The organism is Sphingomonas changbaiensis NBRC 104936 (genome assembly GCF_000974765.1).
Lineage (GTDB): Bacteria > Pseudomonadota > Alphaproteobacteria > Sphingomonadales > Sphingomonadaceae > Sphingomonas_B > Sphingomonas_B changbaiensis.
In genome coordinates this window covers 69,371-93,033 of sequence record NZ_BBWU01000016.1, presented here as the reverse complement: position 1 = coordinate 93,033, position 23,663 = coordinate 69,371, and the positions used below count along the sequence as shown (strand labels likewise).

The following is a 23,663-nucleotide window of genomic DNA, read 5'->3' as shown; positions in this document are numbered from 1 at the left end:
TTTTCGTTTCTGAATCGCCGAAAACAGAAGGGAGGCCTTCGACAAGCTCAGGCCGAACGGTGTGGACACTCTGAGGTCAGGACTCGGCCTCCGTCCGCGTCATCTTCAGCTTGCCGTTCTTGACCGCGAACGCCAGCCGCCCCTCGACCAGGTCGAGCGCGTCCTCACCGAACTGCTCGCACCGCCACCCTTCGAGGATCGCGAGTCCCTGCCGTCTGCCGGCCGCCAGCAGCTCCAGCTCGTCCGTCCGGGCGAGCAGGCGCGGAGCGACGTCGATCTCTCGTGCGCGGATCTTCAGCAGAAGCTTCAGCAGATCGGCAACCAGCGCGCCTTCCTTGCCGAGACCCGGGCGCTTCTCATCGCGCGGCATTTCGTCGGGGCCGAGCGGCTTGGCCTCTGCCAACGCCTTCATCATCCTCCCACCGATGTCGTTCCCGCCCCAGCTGGCAGAAAGACCGCGTACCTTGGCGAGATCGCCTTGGTCGCGCGGCGGGTGAGCGGCGATGTCGGCCAGCGTCTCGTCCTTGACGATGCGGCCCCGCGGCAGGTTCTTGCTGCGCGCTTCCTTTTCCCGCCACGCCGCCAGCGCCTTGAGCCGCCCGAGCACCTCCGCCTTGCGGCTCGGGATCTTCACCCGCTGCCAAGCGAGTTCGGGATCATTTTCGTAATTTGCGGGGTTGGCCAGCCGCTCCATCTCTTCGTCGAGCCAATAGCCGCGGCCTTGCTTGACCAGCCGGTTCACCAGCATTGGAAAGATGCGCACCAAATGCGTCACGTCGCCGATCGCATAGTCGATCTGGCGCCGATCGAGCGGGCGCCGCGCCCAGTCGGTGAAACGCGCACCCTTGTCGAGCTGAATGCCGAGCCAGGAATCGACCAGGTTGCCGTAACCGATCTGCTCGCCCTGGCCGAGCGCCATCGCCGCAATCTGGGTGTCGAAGATCGGATGCGGCGTTTTGCCGGTCAGGTTATAGATGATCTCGACGTCCTGCCCGCCGGCGTGAAAAACCTTCAGCACATCCTCGTTGTCGACCAGCAGGTGGAGCAGGGGGGCAAGGTCGATGCCGTCCGCCTTCGGATCGATCGCCGCCGCTTCCGTTTCGTCCGCGATCTGGATCAGGCAGAGGTCCGGCCAATAGGTGTTCTCGCGCATGAACTCGGTATCGACCGCGACGAAACGGGCTTTGGCGAGGCGGGCGCAAAGGTCGGCGAGGGCGGCGCTGTCCGTGATCAGCGGATGGATGTGCATGATTGCGCAATAGCTTTGTCACGCGCCTTGACAATCCCGGCGCGCGCTAGGAAGCGCCGCGCGACGATTTTACCTGTCATTCCCGCGAAGGCGGGAATCCACCGTCTTCTTCTTGCGGTCTCACGCGAAAGGCAGGTGGATTCCGGCTTTCGCCCCGATGACGAAGAAGAACGGATCGACAGATGCACGCCTACCGCACTCACACTTGCGGCGCGCTCCGCGCCTCCGACGTCGGCGAGACCGTGCGTCTGTCCGGCTGGGTCCATCGCAAGCGCGATCACGGCGGCGTGTTGTTTGTCGACCTGCGCGACAATTACGGGATCACCCAGGTCGTGGCCGATGTCGATTCGCCCGCGCTGCCGATCCTGGAGAGCGTCCGCGTCGAATCCGTGGTGACGATCGACGGGCTCGTGAAGGCGCGTGCCGCCGACACGACCAATCCGAACCTGCCGACGGGCGAGATTGAGGTTTTTGCGAAGACCGCGACGGTCCAGTCCGCCGCGCAGGAATTGCCGATGCCGGTGGCCGGCGAGGCCGACTATCCCGAGGACATCCGCCTCCGCTACCGGTTCCTGGATCTCCGCCGCGAGCGGCTGCACGCGAACATCGTGCTGCGCAGCCATGTGATCAGCTCGATCCGGCGCCGGATGATCGACCAGGGCTTCACCGAGTTCCAGACGCCGATCCTGACCGCGTCGAGCCCCGAAGGCGCGCGCGACTATCTCGTCCCCAGCCGCGTGCACCCGGGCAAATTCTACGCGCTCCCGCAGGCGCCGCAGATGTTCAAGCAGCTGATCATGGTCGCGGGCTTCGATCGCTATTTCCAGATCGCGCCCTGCTTTCGCGACGAGGACGCCCGCGCCGATCGCTCCCCCGGCGAGTTCTACCAGCTCGACTTCGAAATGAGCTTCGTCACGCAAGACGATGTATTCGCAGCGATCGAGCCGGTGCTGCACGGCGTGTTCGAGGAGTTCGCGGGCGATCGCCAGGTCAGCCCCGCGCCGTTCCCGCGCATTCCGTACCGGGAAGCGATGCTGAAATACGGCTCCGACAAGCCGGACTTGCGCAACCCGATCGTCATCACCGACGTCTCGGAACACTTCAAAGGCTCGGGCTTCGGCCTGTTCGCGCGGCTGGTCGAGGGCGGCTCGGTCGTCCGCGCGATCCCGGCGCCGAACACCGCAGACAAGAGCCGCAAATTCTTCGACGACATGAACGACTGGGCGCGCGCCGAAGGCCATGCCGGCCTCGGCTACATCACCCAGAAGGGCGGCGAGCTCGGCGGCCCGATCGCCAAGAACCACGGCGAGGAAGCGACCCGCAAGCTGATCGAGGCGCTCGGCCTCGGCCCGGACGACGGCATTTTCTTCGCCGCCGGCAAGGAAGGGCAGGCGGCCAAGCTCGCCGGCGCCGCGCGCACACGCGTGGGCGAACAGCTCGGGCTGATCGACAAGAACCGGTTCGAGTTCTGCTGGATCGTCGATTTCCCGATGTACGAATATGACGAGGAGGCGAAGAAGATCGACTTCTCCCACAACCCCTTCTCGATGCCGCAGGGCGAGCTGGAGGCGCTGGAGACCAGGGACCCCTTGGATATCCTCGCCTATCAATACGACATCGTCTGCAACGGCGTGGAGCTGTCCTCCGGCGCGATCCGGAACCACCGGCCGGAAATCATGTACAAGGCGTTCGAGATCGCCGGGTACAGCAAGCAAGACGTCGACACCAACTTTGCCGGCATGATCAACGCGTTCAAATACGGCGCGCCGCCCCACGGCGGCTCGGCGCCGGGCATCGACCGCATCGTCATGCTCCTGGCCGACGAGCCGAACATCCGCGAAGTCATCCTCTTCCCGATGAACCAGCGGGCCGAGGACCTGATGATGGGCGCGCCGAGCCAGGTCACACCGAAGCAGCTGCGCGAGCTGCACATCCGCACGGTCGATGGTCCGGGGCCGAAGGACGGCAAGGCTGCTGCCGCAGTGGTTGCCCCGGAGTAATCGGCCCGAAATAGGACAGTAGGTGACATAAGCACGGTTTGGGCTGAGCTTGTCGAAGCCCTCCCTTTCTTTAGTGCCGAAAAGAAGGAAGAAGGGAGGCCTTCGACAAGCTCAGGCCGAACCGGGTTATGGCAATCATCCTCTCCGATTTCGAACGCGGCGCCGATTACCCCGGCGACTATGATGCCGACCTCGCTGCGCTGCAGGACCGGCTCGCGCGCATCCAGGTCGCGCACATCGTGCACAAGCGCCGCGCGCTGATCGTGTTCGAGGGCTGGGACGCGGCGGGGAAGGGCGGCATTATCCAGCGCCTGACCGCCAAATGGGACCCGCGCTATTTCGAGGTGTGGCCCATCGCCGCGCCCACGGCCGAGGAAAAGGACCGGCACTTCCTCTGGCGGTTCTGGGAAAAGCTGCCGCGCTCCGGCAACATCGCCGTGTTCGACCGCAGCTGGTACGGCCGCGTGCTGGTCGAGCGCGTCGAGGGCTTCGCCACCGAGGCCGAATGGAAGCGCGCCTATGACGAGATCAACGAGTTCGAGGCGCAGCAGCGCGATATCGGCACGACGATCGTCAAGCTTTTCGTTCACATCACGCAAGAAACCCAGGACAAGCGCCTGAAGAAGCGCTTCGAGGACCCGTGGAAGCGCTGGAAGACCGGCGCCGACGACTATCGCAACCGTGCCAAACGCCCCGCTTACCTCTGGGCCATGGACGAAATGTTCCGCACGACCGACACGCGCTGGGCGCCCTGGACCGTGATCGACGGCAACGACAAGAAAGCCGCCCGCATCGCCGCGCTCACCGCGATCGCCGACCAGCTCGAAGCGAAGGTCCCGATGGACCCGCCGCCCATGGATCCCGCGCTGGAGGCATTGGTGAAGGATGCTCTCAGCTGATCCCGCCGCTTTGACAGCAAAGGACGGGATTTCCGCCCCAGCGCAACCGGCTAGGCCTCCGTCGTCCAAATACTGGAGGCGGCGATGACATTTCGCATTACGGGTCTCGATCCCGAACCCTTTCTCGATCTGGCAAGCTTAAGCGACGAACGGCTCGCGGAGCGTGGCGTCGTGCGGCGCGTGTCCGACGGGACCGGCTTTCCTTGCCGCGTGTCGCTGGAGGATGTGGCGGCGGGTGAGAGGGTGCTGCTGCTCAATTATGAGCATCAACCCGCGCCGACGCCGTTTCGTTCGTCCCACGCCATCTATGTGCGCGAGGGGGAGCGCCGTCGCTTCGATCGGGTCGATGACGTGCCGGCCCTGCTTCGGTCCCGGCTGCTGTCGATCCGCGCTTTCGATAGCGCGCACATGCTGGTCGATGCCGATGTGGTGGAGGGCGAGGCCGCGGCTGAGGCGATCGAGCGCTTCTTCGCCACGCCGGATACCGATTATCTGCACGTCCATTATGCGCGTCCGGGCTGCTTCGCCGCGCGTGTCGATCGGGCCTGACGCTGCTCAGCCTGGATAGGTGATCGCGATCACTTCATACTCCCGCTCCCCGCTGGGCAGGGTGATCCGTCGCAGATCGCCTATCCCGGCGCCCCGCAGTGCCCGCGCGATCGGGGAGTCCCAGCCGACCAGCCCCTTGCCGGCATCGGCCTCGTCGTTCCCGACGATCGTCAGCGTGCGCTGAGTGTCGTCCTCATCGGCGATGGTGACGGTCGCGCCGAAATAGACGCGGCTGCGGTCGGCCTGCTGGGCGGGGTCGACGACCTTTGCCGCCTTCATCTTGGCCGAGAGGCGACCGAGCGTGCGATCGATCTCGCGCAGCCGCTTCCGGCCGTAGATGTAGTCGCCGTTTTCGGACCGGTCGCCATTGCCCGCGGCCCAGCTGATCGTTTCGACCAGCTTCGGGCGTTCATCGGCGAACAGTCGATCATACTCGGCGCGGAGTGCTGCGAAGCCGCGAGGGGTGATGTAGTTGGGACGAGGGTCGGGCACACAACCCTCATATCCGTTCGCTTCGAGCGAAGTCGAGAAGTGGGTGTCCCCCGACTTCGCTCGACACCAACGGATATTTATCCGCGCGACGATTTCCCCAGATACGCGCTCAGCAGCGCGGGCCCGCGCATTGTCGCCTTTTCCGGATGCAGCGTGTCGTACACCACCGCATTCTCCAGCACGTGCTGCACATAGCCGCGCGTTTCAGCGAAGGGGATTTGCTCGATCCACTTGACCATGTCGGCGCCGGGATAGCGCGGGTCGCCATTGGCGGCGATCCACTTGTTCACATTGCCCTGGCCCGCATTGTAGGCCGCGATCGCCAGCGGATAGCTGCCGCCGTTATAGGCGAGCAGCCGCTGGAAATAGCTGGAGCCCAGCTGGATGTTATAGCCGATATCGGTGGTCAGCGCGCTGGCGTCGTAATCGAGCCCGATCTTCGCCGCTGCCTCGCGCGCGGTGCCGGGCATCAGCTGCATCAGCCCGCGCGCGCCTGCGCGACTGACCGCTTCGCGGTCGAACTGGCTCTCCTGCCGCGCGATCGCGTGGATGATCGTCGACCAGGCCTCCTGGCCCTGCGGCACGCGGACCTGCGGATATCCGGCGCGGACATAGTCGCTGGCGCCGTTCAGTCGCGCGCTCCGCCCCACCATCACCGCCAGGTCGGGGCGGCCGATACCCTGCGCCAGCTCGTTCGCGAGTGCATGATCCGAGTCGGTCTCGACGCTCGCCGCGATCGCGCGGATGAACTGGCTCTGGTTCTGCCAGTCGCCTTGCTGGCCCAGGATACGCGCGGCCCGCACGATCTCGCGCTGGTTGAAGGCGACGCGTTCGGTCGAGCTCGGCGTGGTTGCCCCGAGGGTCCCCGGCGCGGGGATCGGCCGGCCCAGCCGCTCGAGCGCGAGCTGGCCATAGAATTGATCGGGATGAACGGCTGCCTGTTCGTAGAAGCGGTTCGCCTCGTCGCCCTTGCCGGCGGCCTGCGCAGCGCGCGCGGCCCAATAATGGCCCTTCGCCTGGGTCTGGGGCGAGCGTGCGGCCCCGGCGTAGCGCTCGAACATGCCGACGGCGTCGGCGGCGCGGCCGCCGTTCAGGGCGGTCCAGCCGGCGAGCCAGGCGACGCTGGTATAGTCGTCGCGCTCGCCCAGCGGCCGGTCGCGGATAACCGTGCCCGGCGCGTAGGTCTGGTCGAGCAATTGCGCGATCTGATAGGCGCCGCGCGCATCGCCGGCATCCGCTGCAGTCTTTGCAGTCGACAGCAACAGCTCGAACCAGCGCTCGACCTCGGCCGGGCGACCGGTCAGCTGGCGCGGGCGCGCGAGCCAGGCGCGCGCAGCGTCGGGCGAGGCGGCGCGAAGCCACATCGCTTTGTCGGCGATAAAGCCGGCGTCGTTCTGGGATGCGGCAGGAAGTGCGTCCGCCTGCACCTGCGCGTCCGGCGCATTGGTGCGAAGCGCGAGCCGCGCCTGGAACAGCGGGCGCCTGGCCAGCGAGGTCAGGTCGATCTGGCGCTGCGCGGCACTGGTCTTGCCGGCCCATAGCAGCCGATCCATCCGCTCGTCCTGGTCGGCGGGCGTGAATTGCGAGCCGAAGCGGCCGAGGATAAGCGCTTCGTCGGTCGGGGTCAGCGAGCCCGACGTCCACGCCTTGCGCGCCGCCTCCAGCGCCTCGCGCGGCCGTCCGGCGGAGGCAAGCGCTTCGGCATAGCGCGCCTGGCCGGTGTTGGTCAGCGGCGGGAATTTGTCGAAGAACGCGATTACGCGGGTCGGCGAGATCGAATCCGGCGCAAGCGCGCGCTCGGCGCTGCGACGCATGGCCGCTTCGCCCGGCCAGCCGGGATGCGCGATCAGGAAGCTGGCATAGCTGTCGAACGGCAGATTGTCCGACTGCCGCAGCGTGCTCCACTGCGGGATCGCGGCGACCACCGGATCGCCTGCATTGTAGGGCGCCTGGGGCGAGGCCGGCTGCATCGTCAGCGGCGCGGTCGGGTCCGCGATGACCACGCTGGCGGTGCCGAGCAGCAGGGCGGTTGGGAGCAGCAGTCGTTTCACCATGCTGGACAGGTTAGATGCCTGATCCTTATTGGGCGGTGAATTGACCATGACGCTCCCCGTACCTGGTTTTTGACAATGCCTGACGCGGCGAGTCGCGTGAAGGAGCAAATCTATGTTTTCCGGCTCGTTTCCGGCTCTGGTGACCCTTTTTCGCGACGGATCGATCGATGAGGCCGGATACAAGGCATTCGTCGATTGGCAGGTTCGCGAGGGCAGCCACGGGCTCGTGCCGTGCGGCACGACCGGCGAATCGGCGACGTTGAGCTTCGACGAGCACTATCGCGCGATCGATCTCTGCATCGAGGCGGCAGACGATCGGGTGCCGGTGATCGCGGGTTGCGGCTCCAACGATACCGCGACTGCAAAGCGCCATATGGCGCATTCGAAAGCGGCGGGCGCGGCGGCGGCTCTGGTCGTGATGCCGTATTACAACCGGCCGAACCAGGACGGCATGTATGCTCATTTCGCGGCCCTTGCCGATGCCTGTGACTTGCCGATCATCCTCTACAACGTACCGGGCCGGACGGTCACCGATATGACCGTCGACACAATGGCGCGACTGGCTGAAATCCCGTCGATTGTCGGGGTGAAGGATGCGACCGGCAATGTCGCTCGGGTGACGGCGCAGCGGCTCGCCTGCGGCACGGATTTCGTCCAGCTGTCAGGCAATGACGACATGGCGCTGGGCTTCATGGCGATGGGCGGGGTCGGGTGCATTTCCGTCACCGCGAATGTGGCGCCGCGGCTCTGCGCAGACTTCCAGAACGCGTGCCTTGCCGGTGACTGGGTGAGGGCGATGGAGCTGCAGGACCGGCTCTATCCGCTGCACGCGGCCCTGTTCAGCGACGCTTCGCCCGGGCCCACCAAATACGCGCTCAACAGGCTGAAGCCCGAATGGTCCGCCGAGTTGCGCCTGCCGATGACGCCGTCGAGCGAGGCGAGCCGCCGCGCAGTGGATGCGGCGCTCAAGCATGCGGGGCTCGTTTCCTAAACTCGGTTCGGCCTGAGCTTGTCGAAGGCCTCCCTTCTTCTATCTGATATGCCGTAGGAAAAGGGAGGGCTTCGACAGGCTCAGCCCAAACCGGATTGAGAGTTCAGAGCAAAGCATGGCCCGTCCCCGCCCAACCGAGTTCGACAAGAAGAAGGTCGTCGCCGAGAACCGGCGCGCGCGGTTCGATTACTTCATCGACGAGGTGTTCGAGGCCGGCATCGTGCTGACCGGCACCGAGGTAAAGTCGCTGCGCTTCGGCGAAGGCTCGATCGCGGAGAGCTATGCGGAAGTGAAGGACGATCAGGTCTGGCTGGTGAACTCGAACGTGCCCGAGTTCAGCCACGGCAACCGCTTCAATCACGAGCCCAAGCGTCCGCGCAAGCTGCTGCTGAAGGAACGGCAGATCGCCAAGATGCACGGCGCCGTTGCCCGCGAGGGGATGACGCTGGTGCCGCTGTCGATCTATTTCAACGGCAAGGGCCGCGCGAAAGTCGAGCTGGCGCTCGCCCGCGGCAAGAAGGCGCACGACAAGCGCGAGACGATCAAGGAACGGGATTGGAAGCGCGAGCAGTCGCGACTGCTGCGGCAGCACGGCTAAGCAAGTCCCCGCTCTTGGTTTGGGCTGAGCTTGTCGAAGCCCTCCCTTTCTTTTGGGTCCGGCGCTGAAGAAGAAGGGAGGCCTTCGACAAGCTCAGGCCAAACCAAGTTTCAGAGTGGCGTATCGAGAGACCACGCCAGCCGGACCCACTCCGTCACGCTCACCGTCTCCGCCCGCCGTGTCGGATCGATCTCCAGCCGCTCCATCGCCCCGGCTGCACCTGCTATTCCCTTCAGGCTTTGCCGGAGCATCTTGCGGCGCTGGCCGAAAGCGGCGGCGGTCAGGCGCTCCAGCGTCGCGACCCGCACGCCGGCGGGGGCTTCCGCCGGCACGATGTGCACCACCGCGCTCATCACCTTGGGCGGCGGCGTGAAGGCGGAACGGTGGACGTTCATCGCAATCCGCGCGCTGGACCGCCATTGGGCCAGCACCGCCAGCCGACCATAAGCGTCGGTATCCGGTGCGGCGACGATCCGTTCGGCGACCTCCTTCTGGAACATCAGCGTCAGCGATGTCCACCAGGGCGGCCATGCCTGGCTCGTCAGCCAGCCGACCAACAGGGCCGTCCCGACATTGTAGGGCAGGTTGGCGACGATGTGCCCCGATCCGCCCAGCTCCCGCTCGGCATCGAGCTTCAGCGCGTCGCCCGCGATCACGCGCAGCCGGTCCGGCGCCCATTCGGCCAGTTCGGCGAGGGCAGGGAGGCAGCGTGCATCGCGTTCCACCGCGACCACCTCGGCCCCGGCGCGGAGCAGCGCCCGGGTCAGGCCGCCTGGTCCCGGCCCGACCTCCAGCACCCGCTCGCCTGCAAGTGATCCCGGAATGCGCGCGATCCGGTCCAGTAACTGCTCGTCGAACAGGAAATTCTGTCCCAGCGCCTTGCTGGCGCTGAGCCCGTGCCGTGCGATCACTTCCCGTAAGGGGGGAAGGGCGCTCAAGCCGCGCAGCACTCCGCCTTGCGCCGCACCACGGCATCGGCGGCGAGCCGGATCGCGGCGATCGTCGCCCCGGGATGCGCCTGGCCTTGGCCTGCGATCGCAAAAGCCGTGCCGTGATCGGGCGAGGTCCGCACGATGGGCAGGCCCAAGGTCACATTCACCCCATCATCGAAATGGAGCGTCTTCAGTGGGATCAGCGCCTGGTCGTGGTAGAGGCAGATCGCCGCATCGTAGCCGGCGCGGGCGCGCGTGTGGAACATCGTGTCGGCGGCGAACGGGCCGACCGCGTCGATGCCCTCCTCGCGCAGCAGTTCGATCGCCGGCGTGATGAACTCGATCTCTTCGGTGCCGAGCGCGCCGTTCTCGCCCGCATGCGGGTTGATTCCGGCAAAGGCGAGGCGCGGGTTGGCGATGCCGAAATTGCGCTGCAGCCCGCGCGCGGTCGTTCGCGCCTTGGCGGCGATCACCTCGACCGAAAGGCTGTCGAACACTTGTCTCAGCGGCATATGGGTCGTGACCGGCACGACGCGCAGGTCGGGCCCGGCCAGCATCATCACGACGTTCTCGGGCGCAATTCCGCACCGTTCCGCGACGAACTCGGTCTGACCCGGGTGGCTGAAGCCGATCGCATACAGCTGCGCCTTGGAGACCGGGCCGGTCACCAGCGCCGCCGCCGCGCCCGAGCGGGTCAGGCCGGTCGCGACCTCCAGCGAATCGAGCGAGCAGCGTGCGCCTTCGAGATTCGGTTCGCCCGGCACGATCTCGCCGCCATCCTCGACCGACAGCAGCGGCAGCGCGCGGTCGAACATGTCGAGCGCCTCGGCCGGCGTCGTGATCCGTTCCACCGGCCCGGACCATACCGCCTCGACCGAGCGAATGTCGCCGACCGCGAAGAACGGAGGTAGGCCTTTCGTCTGGCGCGCGAGCCACGCCTTGACGGCGATCTCTGGGCCGATGCCCGCCGGATCGCCGAGCGCAAGCGCGAGCGGCGCGTCCGTCCAGGGGTCAGCGATAGTCAACCACCGCGTCCCGGCGCAGGTCGCGAAGGTAACGCTGTGCACGCATGTTGACCCGCTGTTCTTCGAGCTGGGCCATGATCGTATCCGCGTTCGGACCCTGTGCGGCCTGCGGATCGTCGCGGCCGCACACGACCAGCACGCGCACGCCTTCTGCGGGCGACCCGAACGGCGGGCTGGCCTGGCCGACTTGCAGGCCCAGCATCATTTCCTGCAGCTGGACGGGAAGGTCGCGGACCTTGACCTGATCGTTGTCGACCATCTCGGCGCCCAGATCATTGGCCACTTTCTGCGCGGATCCGCAGCCCGCGATCGTCCGCGTGGCTTCGGCAAATTGGCGCGCCTTGTCGGTCGCCTGCTGCGGGGTGGTGCCGGGCGGGAAGGAAATGGACAGCTGCCGCAGCGCCAGGACCGCATCGCGCGGATCGGCCGTCAGCACCTGGCGCTTGTCGATCATGTAAAGGATCGAGAACCCGCCCGGAACCTGGATCGGCCCTGCCATGGTGCCGACATTCATCGTGCGCGCTTCGTTGGCGAGCGCATCGGGAAGCTGCTCTGGCCGCACCCAGCCGAGGTCGCCGCCCACTGCCGCGGTCGATGCCTGCGAATATTGGCGGGCATAGGCGACGAACGATCCGCCCTGCTTGACCGCTTCCATGATCTTGCGCGCGTTGGCGATCGTCGCGTCGGCGGTTTCAGGGGTCGCCGAGAGGAAGATCTCGCCGACCCGAACCTCGGTCGCGCCCTTGGCCGCTTCCAGGCGGTTGATGATGCCTTGCACTTCTTCCTGGCTGACGTTGACGAACGGCTGCACGCGCCGCTGGAGCAGACGGTTCCAGGCGAGTTCGCCCTCGATCTGCCGCTTCAGGGAAGCGGGCGACGATCCGATCTGCTTCAGATAGGCGGCCATCTGATCCGGCGTACGCTTGAAGTTGCGCGCGACGCGGTCGTAGCTTTCGTTGATCTGCTGCGGCGTGATCTCGATCTTGTTGCCCGCGGCTTCCTGGATTTCGAGCGTCTCGTCGATCAGGTTCCGCAGCACCTGCGTCCGTAGCCGCTCCAGCTCCGCGTCCGGAATTTTTCCGCCGCTGGCAGCAACGATCAGCGCGAGCCGCTGTTCGACGTCGGTGCGGGTGATGATGGAGCCGTTGACGATCGCAGTCGGCTTGCGCAGCGCCGGGTCGTTCTTGCCGAACACGATCACGTCCGCGGGGATGTTCAGCCCGTTCGACGGGCCTGCATCGTTGCCCTGGTCCGTCTGCGCGACCGCGGCGCAGGCAATCGCGACCAGCGGCAACAGCGCCCACTTGGCGGGGCGTAGTTTGGAAATCGTCACGTTGGAGACCATTCCGATCTTCATGAAAGGGATAAGCGGCTTTCTGGGCTCGAGCGGCTGAACGGGGGCTTAGCGGCCCAGGTTCTTGAATGAAAGCCTGAGCAGGAAAGTATTGCCGCGCCGCGCGTCGCCGGTGTCCTGATAGTCCCGCCGCCAGGTCAGGCCAAGCTCAAGACAATCGTCATTATAGGCGATGCCCAGCCGGTGCCGGACGGGCTGGTATCCGTCCGCGGTCGAAAACGGATCCTCGTTGCGATCGGTCAGGTCGATGATCGTGGAGCCGAACGCGGACCAGAAGCGGCCGATCTGCACGCGGCCGCCCAGGCGTAATTCCTCGCGGTCCCGCAAGTCCTCGATCGACGTATCGATGTCGCGATTGAGCCGCAGATATCCCACCAGCAGATAGGTCTGGCGCGAGCCGATCGTCGCGTCGATTTCGTTGCGGCGGACCGCGAGATTGTCCTTGTCCAGCCGATAGCGATGGGTCAGCGACACGAAATCGTGAAAGCGCACCGTCGTGCGCCCGACAATGTCGGACAATTTATCGGTCAGCCCGACGCCGTCCGGGAACAGTGCCGGACGATCCGACAGGCGATAGCTCTGGCCGACATTGGCGTCGATGCTGACGCCCGGCAGCGTCAGCGCATAATCGACGCCATAGGTGATCCGCACGCCGTCTTCGAACCGGTCGTAGCCCGGGAAGCGATTGAGCGCGAACAGGTTGCTGTCTTCCAGCTCGATCGCGCGCGAGTCTTCGTTCGGGATTTCCAGGTTGCGGATCGGCGGCGTCGCGACCAGCTGCACGCGCGGCGTGATCCGCTGGGTGCCGTCGCTGCCGACCGCGCCGATCAGCGGCCAGCGCACATCGACCGCCAGCGCACCGATTGCCCGGCTCTCCCAACCCGGATTGCCGCGATAGAAGACCGTCGGCGATAGCGCATTCTGGTCGCTATGATAGACATCGCCGCGGCCGAACGCGGTGAAGGTCACTTCCTGGCCCCAGGGCGTCAGCCGCCGCAGGTCCCATTTGAAGCTGGCGAACGCCCGCTGCGTGTCCTGCCCCTCGGTGCGGCCGATCGCGAGCGTGTTGAACTGCAGCTCGATGCGCCCGCCGAGCAGCGGGTCGTCGAACCGCCGGCGATAGTCGAGCTCGGGCAGGGCAATCGGCTGCTGGCCCTGCGGGTCGTTGATGCGCAGCGTCTGCGTCGCCCAGCCGGTCAGCGAGAAATAACTGTCGCTGTCGATCCGCTCCGCCCGGATCGTCGAGCGCAGCCGGTCGTCGCGAGAAATGTCGTAGCGGCGCAGGAACGTGCGGTCGATCGTGACGCGCAGCGATCCGCTGATGTCCCATTTGGGATCGAGCTGGAAACGCCCGCTGGCGTCCAGATAGCCGCGAATGTCGCGGCTGGATGCGGATGCCCCCGGATCCAGCTCTGCGGGCAGCCGGCGGCTTTCGGTCACGATCCCGCTGACCTGGTAGGCGCCGTTGCCGGTCAGCGCGCGATACTGCGCTTCGATGGCCGGCAGTACGCTGCTGTAGATGTGCGGCGTGATTGTCAGATCGCGGTTCGGCGCGAGCTTGAAATAATAGGGCACGGCCAGCTCGAGCCCGTTGACCCGGCTGAACTTGATGTCCGGCACCAATACGCCGTTGCCGCCCTGGTTGCCCGTCGGATTCGACAGCAGCGGCAAGGGCAGCAATGAGAGGCCGAACAAATGCAGCCGCGCGCCCTTGTAGAACACACGCTGCCGCTGAGTGTCGTAGACGACGCGGACGGCGGTGATCTTCCAGCTCGGCTGCTTCGGGCAGCCGTTCGAATCGACGACCGAGCAGGCGGTGTAGGCGGCGTTGTCGAGCGTGTAGATATTGCCTTGCCGGGTGCCGCGCGTGGCCGCCAGGCGGCCGCCGCTTTCCAGCACCACCAGCAAATTGTCGACGACGCCGTCGCGTAGCGTGTCCGTCAGCTGGACCGAATCGCCATACGCCACGTCCCCCTGCGGATTGGTGACGGCGACATCACCTTCGGCGCGGACTTCGCCGGTCTGGCGATTCCACGTCACTTTGTCGGCGCGCAGCCGGTTGCCCTCGCGAAACATCCGCACGTCGCCGCTCGCGATCACGGTGTCGCTGTCGTTCAGATATTCGAGCGAGTCGGCGGAAAAATCGACGACCTGTTCATTCGCGGGCGCCGGCGCGGGGTTGGCCTCGGGCGGCGGCGGCGCGACCGCACGGTTTTGCAAATCCTGCGCGTGGGCCGCTGCAGACCAGCACGAGGCGACAGTCGCCAGCCAGATCAACCGCTTCGCGTTCACGCCTACCCCGAACCACCCTGAATGTCGCGCCGTCTGGCTTGCTTGTGCGGCGCCTATCGCACTCAAGCCCTTCCGCTGCAAATCGTTCCGGGGGTTGCGGGCGCTGCCGACAAGCTTACAGGCGTGTCGGCAATCGTATGGAATAGGAAGTCTCGATGCAGGTTCGTTTCGCCGACGCTCGTCCCCAGGGCTCCTATGATCTGGCGCTGGTCGCGCCGCAGAATGGCGAGGCCGCCGGGCTGCCGTCTGCCGCGGCCGGCCTGGCCCGTGACGCGATGCGTGCCGCCCGCTTCGACGGCGAGGCGGGCGCGATCGTCGAGCTGTTCGTGCAGGACGAAGGTGCGACGCGCCGGCTGCTGATCGTCGGCACGGGCAAGGGCGAGCCTGCGGATTATGAAAAGGCGGGCAGCGCTCTGGTCGCCCGGCTGCTCACGTCCGGCACCGAGACCTTGGTCGTCGACTTGAGCACGGCGAATGCATCGCCCGAAGCGGCGACTCGGCTCGCGACCGCGGCGGCGCTGCGTGCGTGGCGGATCGATACGTACCGGACCAAGCTGCCGCCGAAGCAGCAGCCGACGCTGAAGGATTTCGTCATCGTCGGCGCGGATGGCAGCGGCTGGGAACAGAACCATGCCGTGGTCGAAGGTGTGGCGTTGACGCGCGAGCTCGTCTCGCTGCCGCCCAACATTCTCTATCCCGAGAGCTTCGTCGAACGCTGCCGTCACCTCGCCGATATGGGTGTCGAGATCACCGTGCTGGGCGAAGAGCGGATGCGCGCGCTCGGCATGGGGGCGCTGCTCGGCGTCAGCCAGGGCTCGGCGCGCGAGGGCCAATTGCTCGTGATGCGGTGGGACGGCACCGGCGGCGCGCAGAAGGAGCCGGTGGCGTTCGTCGGCAAGGGCGTGACCTTCGACACCGGCGGCATTTCGCTGAAGCCCGGGCCCGGCATGGAAGACATGAAGTGGGACATGGGCGGCGCCGGCGCTGTCGCCGGTGCAATGAAGGCGCTCGCGGGCCGCAAGGCCAAAGCGCACGTCGTGGGCGTCTGCGGGCTGGTCGAGAACATGCCCGACGGCAACGCCCAGCGTCCCGGCGACATTGTCACCACGATGTCCGGCCAGACGGTCGAAGTGCTGAATACCGATGCGGAAGGCCGCCTCGTTCTGTCCGACGCGCTCACCTGGGTGCAACGTAATTACAAGCCGAAGACGATCGTCGACCTGGCGACCCTGACCGGTGCGATGGTGATCAGCCTCGGCCACGAGCATGGCGGCATGTTCGCGAACGACGACAGCCTCGCCGACCAGCTTCTGGCGGCCGGACGCGAAGTCGGCGACAAGCTCTGGCGGATGCCGTTGGGCGACGCCTACAACAAGCTGCTCGACAGCCAGATCGCCGACATGAAGAATATCGGTCCGCGCGAGGCCGGTTCTATCACGGCCGCCCAGTTCCTGCAGCGCTTCATCGAAGAAGGCGTGCGCTGGGCCCATCTCGACATCGCCGGCATGGTCTGGTCGGCCAAGCCCGGCGCCACCTGGGAAAAAGGCGCCACCGGCTACGGCGTCCGCCTGCTCGACCGCTTCATCGCGGATAATTACGAGAAGTGACCCGATCCCCTCCCCTGCAAGGGAGGGGCAAGGGGTGGGTATCGGCCGCAGGCCGAGCGAAACTCCGTACGCCGGGTTTGGCGCTCGCTATCGCTCGCCACCCACCCCCAACCCCTCCCTTTCAGGGGGGGAGTTGCGTCTGCGGCACGTCCCCGCTAACGGGCGCCCACTCTCCAACAGTTCAGAACACGGAGCACACGGCCATGGCCGCGAACCGCACCTTTTCGATCATCAAGCCCGATGCGACCCGCCGCAACCTGACCGGCGCCGTCACTAAAATGCTGGAAGACGCCGGCCTGCGCGTCGTCGCGTCCAAGCGTATCCGCATGACCAAGGAACAGGCCGAAGGCTTCTACGCGGTTCACAAGGAGCGCCCGTTCTTCAATGACCTCGTGTCATTCATGATCTCCGGCCCGGTCGTCGTGCAGGTACTGGAAGGCGAGAACGCCGTGCAGCGCAACCGCGACATCATGGGCGCGACCAACCCCGCCAACGCCGAGCCGGGCACGATCCGCAAGGAGCTCGCCGAATCGATCGAAGCCAATTCGGTGCACGGCTCCGACTCCGACGAGAACGCGGCGATCGAGATCGCCTATTTCTTCAAACCGGAAGAAATCGTCGGCTGATCAGTGGGAAAGGGGCTGTTCGTCAGCCCCTATTCACTGTAGTAGCGACATAGGACAGCTAGGGTTTCCGTTTGGCGGACCGGCGCATGCGCTACGATGACGATTTGATTGAGCAGTCGGACGAGCTGGAGCCGTTTGCCCCGCTCGATCCGCTGCCGCCAGAAGGCGAGCCGCCCCCCCGCCGGCGCTGGATCAAGAAGCGCTACGTCGCTGCCGGGATCGTTGCCTTCTTCATGCTGCTGCTCGGCTGGCTCGCGATCACGGCGCCGCTGTCGCGCTCGCTCCAGCCGATCGCGCCGCCCAGCATCACGCTTGTCGCCGACGACGGCACGCCGATCGCGCGCAAGGGGGCGCTCGTCGCACAGCCGGTCAAGCTCTCCGAACTGCCGAAGCACGTGCCGAACGCCTTCATCGCGATCGAGGACCGGCGCTATTACAGTCATTGGGGCGTCGACCCGATCGGGATCGCTCGCGCCGCCTGGCATAACCTGCTCGCCGGCGGCGTGCGCGAAGGCGGCAGCACGATCACGCAGCAGCTCGCCAAGGGCGTGTTCCTGTCGAATGACCGCAGCTTCGGCCGCAAGGGGCGGGAGGCGCTGATCGCCTTCTGGCTCGAGGCTTGGCTGACGAAACAGGAAATCCTCGAACGCTATCTGTCGAACGTCTATTTCGGCGACAACGTCTACGGCATCCGTGCCGCCGCCCGTCACTATTTCAGTCGCGAGCCGGAGGATCTGACGATCGGCCAGGCGGCGCTGCTCGCCGGCCTCGTCAAGGCGCCGTCGCGGCTCGCACCGACCCACAATCTGTCGGGCGCGCGGGCGCGGGGCAGGGTGGTGTTGCAGGCGATGGCCGATGCCGGCTTCATCACGCAGAAGCAGGCGCACAGCCAGCCGCCGGTCCGCCTCAAGGTCCGGCACGAAGCCGAGATGCCGACCGGCACCTATTTCGCCGACTGGGTGATGCCCGCCGCGCGCGATCAGGCGGGCGCCGTTTATGAGCGGCAGGATATTCAGACCACGCTCGACAATCGCCTGCAGAAACTCGCCGAGGCTGCGGTCCGGCGCGGTGCGATCCGCGGCGCGCAGATGGCGCTGGTCGCGATGCGGCCGGACGGGCGCGTCGTCGCCATGGTCGGCGGCCGCGATTATGGCGACAGCCCGTTCAATCGGGTCACCCAGGCGCGGCGCCAGCCCGGCTCCACCTTCAAACTGTTCGTCTATCTCGCCGCGATCCGCGCCGGCATGACCCCGGATTCGACGGTGCTGGACAAGCCGGTCACGATCGACGGCTGGTCGCCGACCAACAGCGACGGCCGGTATCTGGGCGAGATTCCGCTGCGCCGTGCGTTCGCGCGGTCCAGCAACGTCGCCGCCGTGCGCCTTGCCGACCAGGTCGGGCGCAAGGCGGTGATCCAGGCGGCGCGCGACCTGGGCATCACCAGCCCGCTCGCGGACACGCCCAGCCTCGCGCTCGGCACGTCGGGCGTGACGCTGCTCGAGCTGACCTCCGCTTATGCCGCGGTCGCGGGGAACAACCTGCCTGTCCGCGCCTATGGCCTGCCCAAGGAACAACAGGGCTGGATCGCGACGCTCTGGAACCGGCCGAAGCGCCTGAGCGGCCGCGAGCGCGACATGCTGCTCGACCTGCTCTCCGCCACGGTCGAGCGCGGTACTGGCCGCAATGCGCAGCTGGCTGTCGATGCGTTCGGCAAGACCGGCACCACCCAGGATGCGCGCGATGCGCTCTTCATCGGCTTTGCCGGCGATCTGGTTGTGGGCGTCTGGGTCGGCCGTGACGACAACCAGCCGATGCCGGGCCTCGCCGGCGGCGGCATGCCGGCCCGCGTCTGGCGCGACTTCATGAGCCACGCGGTCCCCGGCGCCGCGATCCAGGCGCCCGAGCCTGTCGACGAGGATCCGGAACCGGTGATTCAGGTCGACGAGAACGGCATCGACGGCAGCGTGGCCGTCGGCCCGGTCCAATTCGGCGTGTCGGCGGATGGGGACGGCGTGACGCTGTCCGCCCATCCGAACGAAGCCCTGCCACCGCCGCCCGAATCGCGCATGCTGCCGCCCGACCAACCGGACCCCGACGACGAGCCGCCACGCCTCTAGCATGCCGTAGCGGCAGCGCCGGCTCGCTTGCCGTTAACGTAAGCTGCGCCTAACACGTCTCCTCAAAGGAGAGGTGACATGGACCTGGAGTTCAGCCCCGAGGATCTGGCCTTCCGCGAGGAAGCGCGGCGTTTCATTGCCGAGAATTATCCTAAGGCTCTGCGCGGCAAGCAGGACGAGGGCGAGGAGCTGGCCAAGGAGGATTTCCTCAGCTGGCATCGCGCGCTCGCGAAGCAGGGCTGGATCGCACCCGCTTGGCCGAAGGAATATGGCGGCCCCGGCTGGACGACAACGCAGCGCTTTATCTGGTCGGAAGAGCTTGCCCGCGCCGACACGCTGCCGATCCTGCCGTTCGGCATCAACATGGTCGGGCCCGTCATCTACACCTTCGGCACGCCCGAGCAGAAAGCGCGCTTCCTGCCACGCATCCTGTCGGGCGAGGACTGGTGGTGCCAGGGCTATTCGGAACCGGGCGCCGGCTCCGACCTCGCGAGCTTGCGCACCCGCGCGGTCCGCGACGGCGACCATTATATCGTCAATGGCCAGAAGACCTGGACCACGCTTGCCCAGCATGCGGACTGGGGTTTCTTCCTCGTCCGCACCGATCCGGAGTCCAAGCCGCAGGAAGGCATAAGCTTCCTCCTGATCGACATGAAGTCGCCGGGCGTCACCGTCCGCCCGATCATCACGTTAGGCGGCGAGCATGAGGTGAACGAAGTCTGGCTGGAGGACGTGCGCGTGCCCGTCGACCAGCGCATCTACGAAGAGAATAAGGGCTGGACCTGCGCCAAATTCCTGCTCGCGCACGAGCGCACCGGCATCGCCGGCGTGGCCCGTTCGAAGCGGGGCGTCGAGCGGATCAAGAATATCGCACGCAGCGAGATGGACGGCGACAAGCCGCTGATCGCCAACCCCTTCTTCAAGCGCAAGATCGCCGAACTGGAGATCGACCTGACCGCGCTCGAATATACCGAGCTGCGCACGCTCGCCTCCGAAGCGTCGGGCCGCGGGCCAGGGCCGGAATCGTCGCTCTTGAAGATCAAGGGCACCGAGATCCAGCAGCGCATCACCGAACTCGCGCTGGAAGCGGTCGGCCATTACGGCGCGCCTTATTTCCGCGGCTTCGGCGAGGGGGATAACGAGCATCCGATCGGCCCGGACTACGCGCATCGTGCAGCGCCGACCTATTTCAACGGCCGCAAGACCAGCATCTATGGCGGCTCGAACGAGATCCAGCGCAACATCATCGCGAAGATGGTGCTGGGCCTCTAATCTGCGGCGCAAGGCATCAAAGCTCGGTTCGGGCTGAGCCTGTCGAAGCCTTCCCTTCTTTCAGCTTCGAGCGGAAGAAAGGGAGGCCTTCGACAAGCTCAGGCCAAACCGGGTGGGGAGGATCGGATAACAATGAACTTCAGCTACAACGAAACGCAGGAAATGCTGCGCGACACGCTCGCGCGCTTCCTGGCCGACACCTATGATTTCGAAACCCGTCGCAAGATGATTGCATCGGACGCGGGGCGCGATCCCGGCATCTGGCGCGCGCTCGCGACCGAGCTCGGCATCCTCGGCGCACCCTTCTCGGAAGAGCAGGGTGGCCTCGGCGGCGGGGCGGTCGAGAACATGATCGTCATGGAGCAATTGGGCGAAGCGATCGCGATCGAGCCCTATCTGCAGACAGTCGTGATCGGCGGTGGCGCGCTGAGGGCCGCCGGCGGCGCTCAGGCCGATGCGCTGATCCCGCAGATCATCGGCGGCGACGCGATCATCGCCTTCGCCTATGCCGAGCCGCAGAGCCGCTACGAGCTCCACAATCTCCGCACCACGGCGAAGAAGGATGGTCCCGGTTGGGTGCTGAACGGGCACAAGGCGGTCGTCTACGCCGCGCCCTGGGCGACGCACCTGCTCGTCACCGCACGCACCGGCGGCGGGCAGCGCGATGCGGACGGCGTGTCGCTGTTCCTGGTCGAGGCGAACCGTCCGGGCATCGTCCGTCGCGACTATCCGACCGTCGACGGCTTCCGCGCATCTGAAATCTATTTCGAGAATTGCAGCGTTCCCGACGAGGCGCTGCTCGGCCCGGAAGGCGGCGCGCTGCCGCTGATCGAGAAGATCGTCGATGAAGCGACTGCGGCAGTCTGCGCCGAAGGCACCGGCGTGATGCGCCGCCTGCACGCAGGCACGATGGACTATGCGAAGCAGCGCAAGCAATTCGGCCGCGCGATTGCCGATTTCCAGGTGCTTCAGCACCGCATGGTCGACATGTTCATGGAGGCCGAGCAATCCGCCTCGATGACGCTGATGGCGACGCTGAAGCTCGAGCTGCCGGATACCGAGCGCATGGCGGCGGTCAGCCAGGCCAAGGCGAAGGTCGGCAAGGGCCTCAAGTTCACCGGCCAGAGCGCCGTCCAGATCCACGGCGGGATCGGCATCACCGACGAATTGGCGATCGGCCATTATTTCAAACGCGCGACGATGATCGAAGGCCAATTCGGGAGTGTGGATCACCACCTGTCCCGGTTCGAGCGGTTGAGCGTGGGGGACTGATCAGCCCTCTCCCTTCAGGGGAGAGGGCAGGTGGCGCGCAGCGCCACCGGGAGAGGGGCCGAGTTTCACCTTCATTCCCTCTCCCTGCGCGCTTATGCGCGCTGTCCCTCTCCCCTGGAGGGAGAGGGACGGGAGCAGTTGACCCCACACCCTCACATCGCTATGTGCGCCCGACGCAGGACGCGGCGGTTTCGCTGCGCCCTTTTCATTTCAACTGAACAGTTCCGAGGACACTCGATGGCGAATACGCCGCAAGCCAAGAAGCGCATCCGTCGCAATGCCCGTCGCGCCGACATCAACCACGCGCGCATCGGCCGCATCCGTACCTTCGTAAAGAAGGTCGAAGCGGCGATCGAATCGGGCGACAAGGCGGCGGCGACGGCGGCGATCGCGGCGGCTCAGCCGGAGCTGGCGCGCGGCGTCGCCAAAGGCGTGCTTCACAAGAACACCGCGTCGCGCAAGTTCGCCCGGTTGACGAAGCGGGTTTCGGCGCTCGCCTGACGCCTTCGGACGGCTTCTCGCGTCTTTTCGAATGGCTCGCCGGCGGCTCCGCTGGCGGGCCATTTTCATTTGTTTCGCTATCGTTTCGGACAAGTCACGAAGTTTACATGATTCGTTCCGCTCACGGGCGAACGAAATCGTATACCGCTTTTTATATCAAATACTTAGTCCGAGTTCTCGTCGGAAATGGCGGATTCCCGAGTCAACCTAGATTATTTCATTTCAGCGAATTCCTTCGCTTGATCGACTCGCGAAACGGGCCCTACAACTGCCTTCCCGGCACACGAATCGCTGTGTCGGGATCACGTCGCGAGAGAGTTCCAGGGGCCGATTCCTATTGATTCGGCCGTGGGGGAACTTGCGTCCAACGAACGCCGGCGGCCGGGGGGCTCGGAAGGCGAGGGGAGGGGCATTGTGGGTCCAATGTTAGTACGTGAGAGGCTGATGGATAGGGGGGAGCATGTCTCCGTTGCCTGGGCAGGAATTCGCGAAGGGCTGAAGCGCGACTGCGGCGCACGCCTGTTCGACCATTGGCTGAAGCCGATCATGTTGGCCGGCATGAGCGACAAGGGCGATGTGATCCGCCTGACGCTGCCGACGGAATTTCACGCGAATTGGGTGCGCGCGCATTACGCCGACCGGCTGTTGCTGGCCTGGCGCGCGGCGATGCCAATGATTCGCGAAGTGCGGATCGAGGTCGCGCCCAGCGAGATCGTCACCCGCATCTATACCGCCGACGAAAGCGAGACTGCGCCCGCAACCCCGCCCGCGCCCGGCTTCGACGCGCGCCAGACCTTCGATCGGTTTGTCGTCGATGACGAAAACCGTGTCGCCTGCAATGCTGCAAAAGCGTTGGCAGCGGGCGAACTGCGCTTCTCGCCTTTGTTCATCCATTCGGCGACCGGCCAGGGCAAGACCCACCTGATGAACGCGATCGGTGCCGCCTACCGTGCGCGTGTGCCGGGTGCTGCGATCCTGTTCATGTCCGCCGAGCGCTTTATGGTCGAGTTTGTCTCGGCGATGCGCGACAAGGACACGCTGGCGTTCAAGCAGCGGCTGCGCTCGGCCGATCTGCTGATGATCGACGACGTCCAGTTCATCGCGGGCAAGGGGTCGACTCAGGAGGAATTCCTCCACACGCTGAACGAGCTGACCGGCAGCGGCAAAAAGGTCGTGATCAGCGCCGATCGTGCGCCGCAGGCGCTCGACGGCGTCGAAACGCGCATCCTCTCGCGCCTCGCCAGCGGCCTGGTCGTGGACATCAAGCCCGCGACGTTCGCGCTGCGCCTGAAGATCGTGAAAGCGAAGCTCGCGGGCATGGCGGACGTCCAGATGCCCGAAGCCGTCGCCGAGCTGTTGGCGGCCCGCATCCAGACCAGCGTTCGGGAACTCGAAGGCGCGCTGAACCGCTTGACTGCCTATGCGCTGCTCAACGATCGCGCGATCGACCTTGCGTTCGCGCAGGAAGTCCTGGGCGAGATGCTGAACGCGTCCACGCGGCGGATCACCATCGACGAAATCCAGCGTGCGGTTTCGGCGCACTATGGCATGCGCCAGGCAGAGATGGTCTCCGCCCGCCGCGCCCGCGCCGTCGCCCGCCCGCGCCAGATCGCGATGTACCTGGCCAAGCGCCTGACGCCGCGCTCGCTGCCGGAAATCGGTCGTCGCTTCGGCGGCCGCGACCACACGACGGTGATCCACGCGGTCAAGCAGATCGAACGCCTGCGCGGCGAAGACGCCGACCTCGACGCCGACGTGCGCACGCTGATCCGCCAGCTGGAGGCTTGATGAAACCCTCTCCCGTCGGGAGAGGGTCGACTCGGGCATAGCCCG

The 23,663-nt window shown here is 66.0% G+C and carries 19 protein-coding genes; 12 read left to right on the top strand and 7 right to left on the bottom strand.

The features are described from left to right. Positions 1-76: 76 nt before the first annotated feature. Positions 77-1,249: a ribonuclease D gene (gene rnd, locus SCH01S_RS03620; RefSeq protein ID WP_046347414.1), complete on the bottom strand. Its 1,173-nt coding sequence runs from the start codon at positions 1,247-1,249 to the stop codon at positions 77-79. 182 nt (positions 1,250-1,431) lie between these two features. Between rnd and aspS the strand changes: the two genes are divergently transcribed. The 3 genes from aspS to SCH01S_RS03605 all read left to right on the top strand — a co-directional run bounded on the left by aspS (position 1,432) and on the right by SCH01S_RS03605 (position 4,697). Beyond that, positions 1,432-3,249, top strand: a complete 1,818-nt coding sequence (gene aspS / locus SCH01S_RS03615; RefSeq protein WP_046347413.1) for an aspartate--tRNA ligase — start codon at positions 1,432-1,434, stop codon at positions 3,247-3,249. A 128-nt stretch (positions 3,250-3,377) separates the two neighbouring features. Continuing rightward, the gene (locus tag SCH01S_RS03610; protein ID WP_046347412.1) at positions 3,378-4,148 is read left to right on the top strand and encodes a polyphosphate kinase 2 family protein; all 771 of its coding nucleotides are present in this window, start codon (positions 3,378-3,380) and stop codon (positions 4,146-4,148) included. A gap of 84 nt (positions 4,149-4,232) precedes the next feature. Then, positions 4,233-4,697 (top strand): DUF1203 domain-containing protein, encoded by a 465-nt coding sequence (locus tag SCH01S_RS03605; RefSeq protein ID WP_046347411.1) that lies wholly within the window; start codon positions 4,233-4,235, stop codon positions 4,695-4,697. Positions 4,698-4,703: 6 nt separating this feature from the next. Here the strand turns inward: SCH01S_RS03605 and greB are convergent, their stop codons facing one another. Further along, on the bottom strand, positions 4,704-5,189 hold the full coding sequence (gene greB / locus SCH01S_RS03600) for a transcription elongation factor GreB (RefSeq protein WP_046347410.1): 486 nt from the start codon (positions 5,187-5,189) through the stop codon (positions 4,704-4,706). Positions 5,190-5,266: 77 nt separating this feature from the next. Continuing rightward, positions 5,267-7,243: a lytic transglycosylase domain-containing protein gene (locus SCH01S_RS03595; RefSeq protein ID WP_084689376.1), complete on the bottom strand. Its 1,977-nt coding sequence runs from the start codon at positions 7,241-7,243 to the stop codon at positions 5,267-5,269. Between the two features lie 112 nt (positions 7,244-7,355). Between SCH01S_RS03595 and dapA the strand changes: the two genes are divergently transcribed. Continuing rightward, entirely contained in the window at positions 7,356-8,234 is an 879-nt protein-coding gene (dapA, locus tag SCH01S_RS03590) for a 4-hydroxy-tetrahydrodipicolinate synthase (RefSeq protein ID WP_046347409.1), read from the top strand. A 115-nt stretch (positions 8,235-8,349) separates the two neighbouring features. Next, positions 8,350-8,832, top strand: a complete 483-nt coding sequence (gene smpB / locus SCH01S_RS03585; protein WP_046347408.1) for an SsrA-binding protein SmpB — start codon at positions 8,350-8,352, stop codon at positions 8,830-8,832. Between the two features lie 110 nt (positions 8,833-8,942). Here the strand turns inward: smpB and rsmA are convergent, their stop codons facing one another. From rsmA to SCH01S_RS03565, 4 genes are read right to left on the bottom strand one after another with little or no spacing between them, the layout of a single operon-like run. Next, positions 8,943-9,770 (bottom strand): 16S rRNA (adenine(1518)-N(6)/adenine(1519)-N(6))-dimethyltransferase RsmA, encoded by an 828-nt coding sequence (gene rsmA, locus SCH01S_RS03580; RefSeq protein WP_046347479.1) that lies wholly within the window; start codon positions 9,768-9,770, stop codon positions 8,943-8,945. After that, the gene (pdxA, locus tag SCH01S_RS03575) at positions 9,767-10,789 is read right to left on the bottom strand and encodes a 4-hydroxythreonine-4-phosphate dehydrogenase PdxA (RefSeq protein WP_439645800.1); all 1,023 of its coding nucleotides are present in this window, start codon (positions 10,787-10,789) and stop codon (positions 9,767-9,769) included. The genes rsmA and pdxA overlap by 4 nt, the downstream gene beginning before the upstream one ends. Then, entirely contained in the window at positions 10,776-12,134 is a 1,359-nt protein-coding gene (locus SCH01S_RS03570; RefSeq protein WP_046347477.1) for a peptidylprolyl isomerase, read from the bottom strand. The genes pdxA and SCH01S_RS03570 overlap by 14 nt, the downstream gene beginning before the upstream one ends. Positions 12,135-12,191: 57 nt before the next feature. Beyond that, entirely contained in the window at positions 12,192-14,435 is a 2,244-nt protein-coding gene (locus SCH01S_RS03565; protein ID WP_046347407.1) for an LPS-assembly protein LptD, read from the bottom strand. Positions 14,436-14,590: 155 nt separating this feature from the next. On the opposite strand from SCH01S_RS03565, the gene SCH01S_RS03560 reads away from it, so the two are divergent. The 7 genes from SCH01S_RS03560 to dnaA all read left to right on the top strand — a co-directional run bounded on the left by SCH01S_RS03560 (position 14,591) and on the right by dnaA (position 23,618). Continuing rightward, positions 14,591-16,042: a leucyl aminopeptidase gene (locus tag SCH01S_RS03560; protein WP_046347406.1), complete on the top strand. Its 1,452-nt coding sequence runs from the start codon at positions 14,591-14,593 to the stop codon at positions 16,040-16,042. Positions 16,043-16,245: 203 nt separating this feature from the next. Further along, on the top strand, positions 16,246-16,668 hold the full coding sequence (gene ndk / locus SCH01S_RS03555; protein WP_046347405.1) for a nucleoside-diphosphate kinase: 423 nt from the start codon (positions 16,246-16,248) through the stop codon (positions 16,666-16,668). Between the two features lie 86 nt (positions 16,669-16,754). Further along, complete coding sequence (locus SCH01S_RS03550; RefSeq protein ID WP_046347404.1) at positions 16,755-18,785, top strand: transglycosylase domain-containing protein; 2,031 nt, start codon at positions 16,755-16,757, stop codon at positions 18,783-18,785. Between the two features lie 78 nt (positions 18,786-18,863). After that, positions 18,864-20,057 (top strand): acyl-CoA dehydrogenase family protein, encoded by a 1,194-nt coding sequence (locus SCH01S_RS03545; protein WP_046347403.1) that lies wholly within the window; start codon positions 18,864-18,866, stop codon positions 20,055-20,057. A gap of 132 nt (positions 20,058-20,189) precedes the next feature. Continuing rightward, positions 20,190-21,329 (top strand): acyl-CoA dehydrogenase family protein, encoded by a 1,140-nt coding sequence (locus SCH01S_RS03540; RefSeq protein ID WP_046347402.1) that lies wholly within the window; start codon positions 20,190-20,192, stop codon positions 21,327-21,329. A gap of 237 nt (positions 21,330-21,566) precedes the next feature. Continuing rightward, entirely contained in the window at positions 21,567-21,830 is a 264-nt protein-coding gene (rpsT, locus tag SCH01S_RS03535; RefSeq protein WP_046347401.1) for a 30S ribosomal protein S20, read from the top strand. Positions 21,831-22,274: 444 nt separating this feature from the next. Beyond that, positions 22,275-23,618: a chromosomal replication initiator protein DnaA gene (dnaA, locus tag SCH01S_RS03530; protein ID WP_084689375.1), complete on the top strand. Its 1,344-nt coding sequence runs from the start codon at positions 22,275-22,277 to the stop codon at positions 23,616-23,618. Positions 23,619-23,663: the final 45 nt, after the last annotated feature.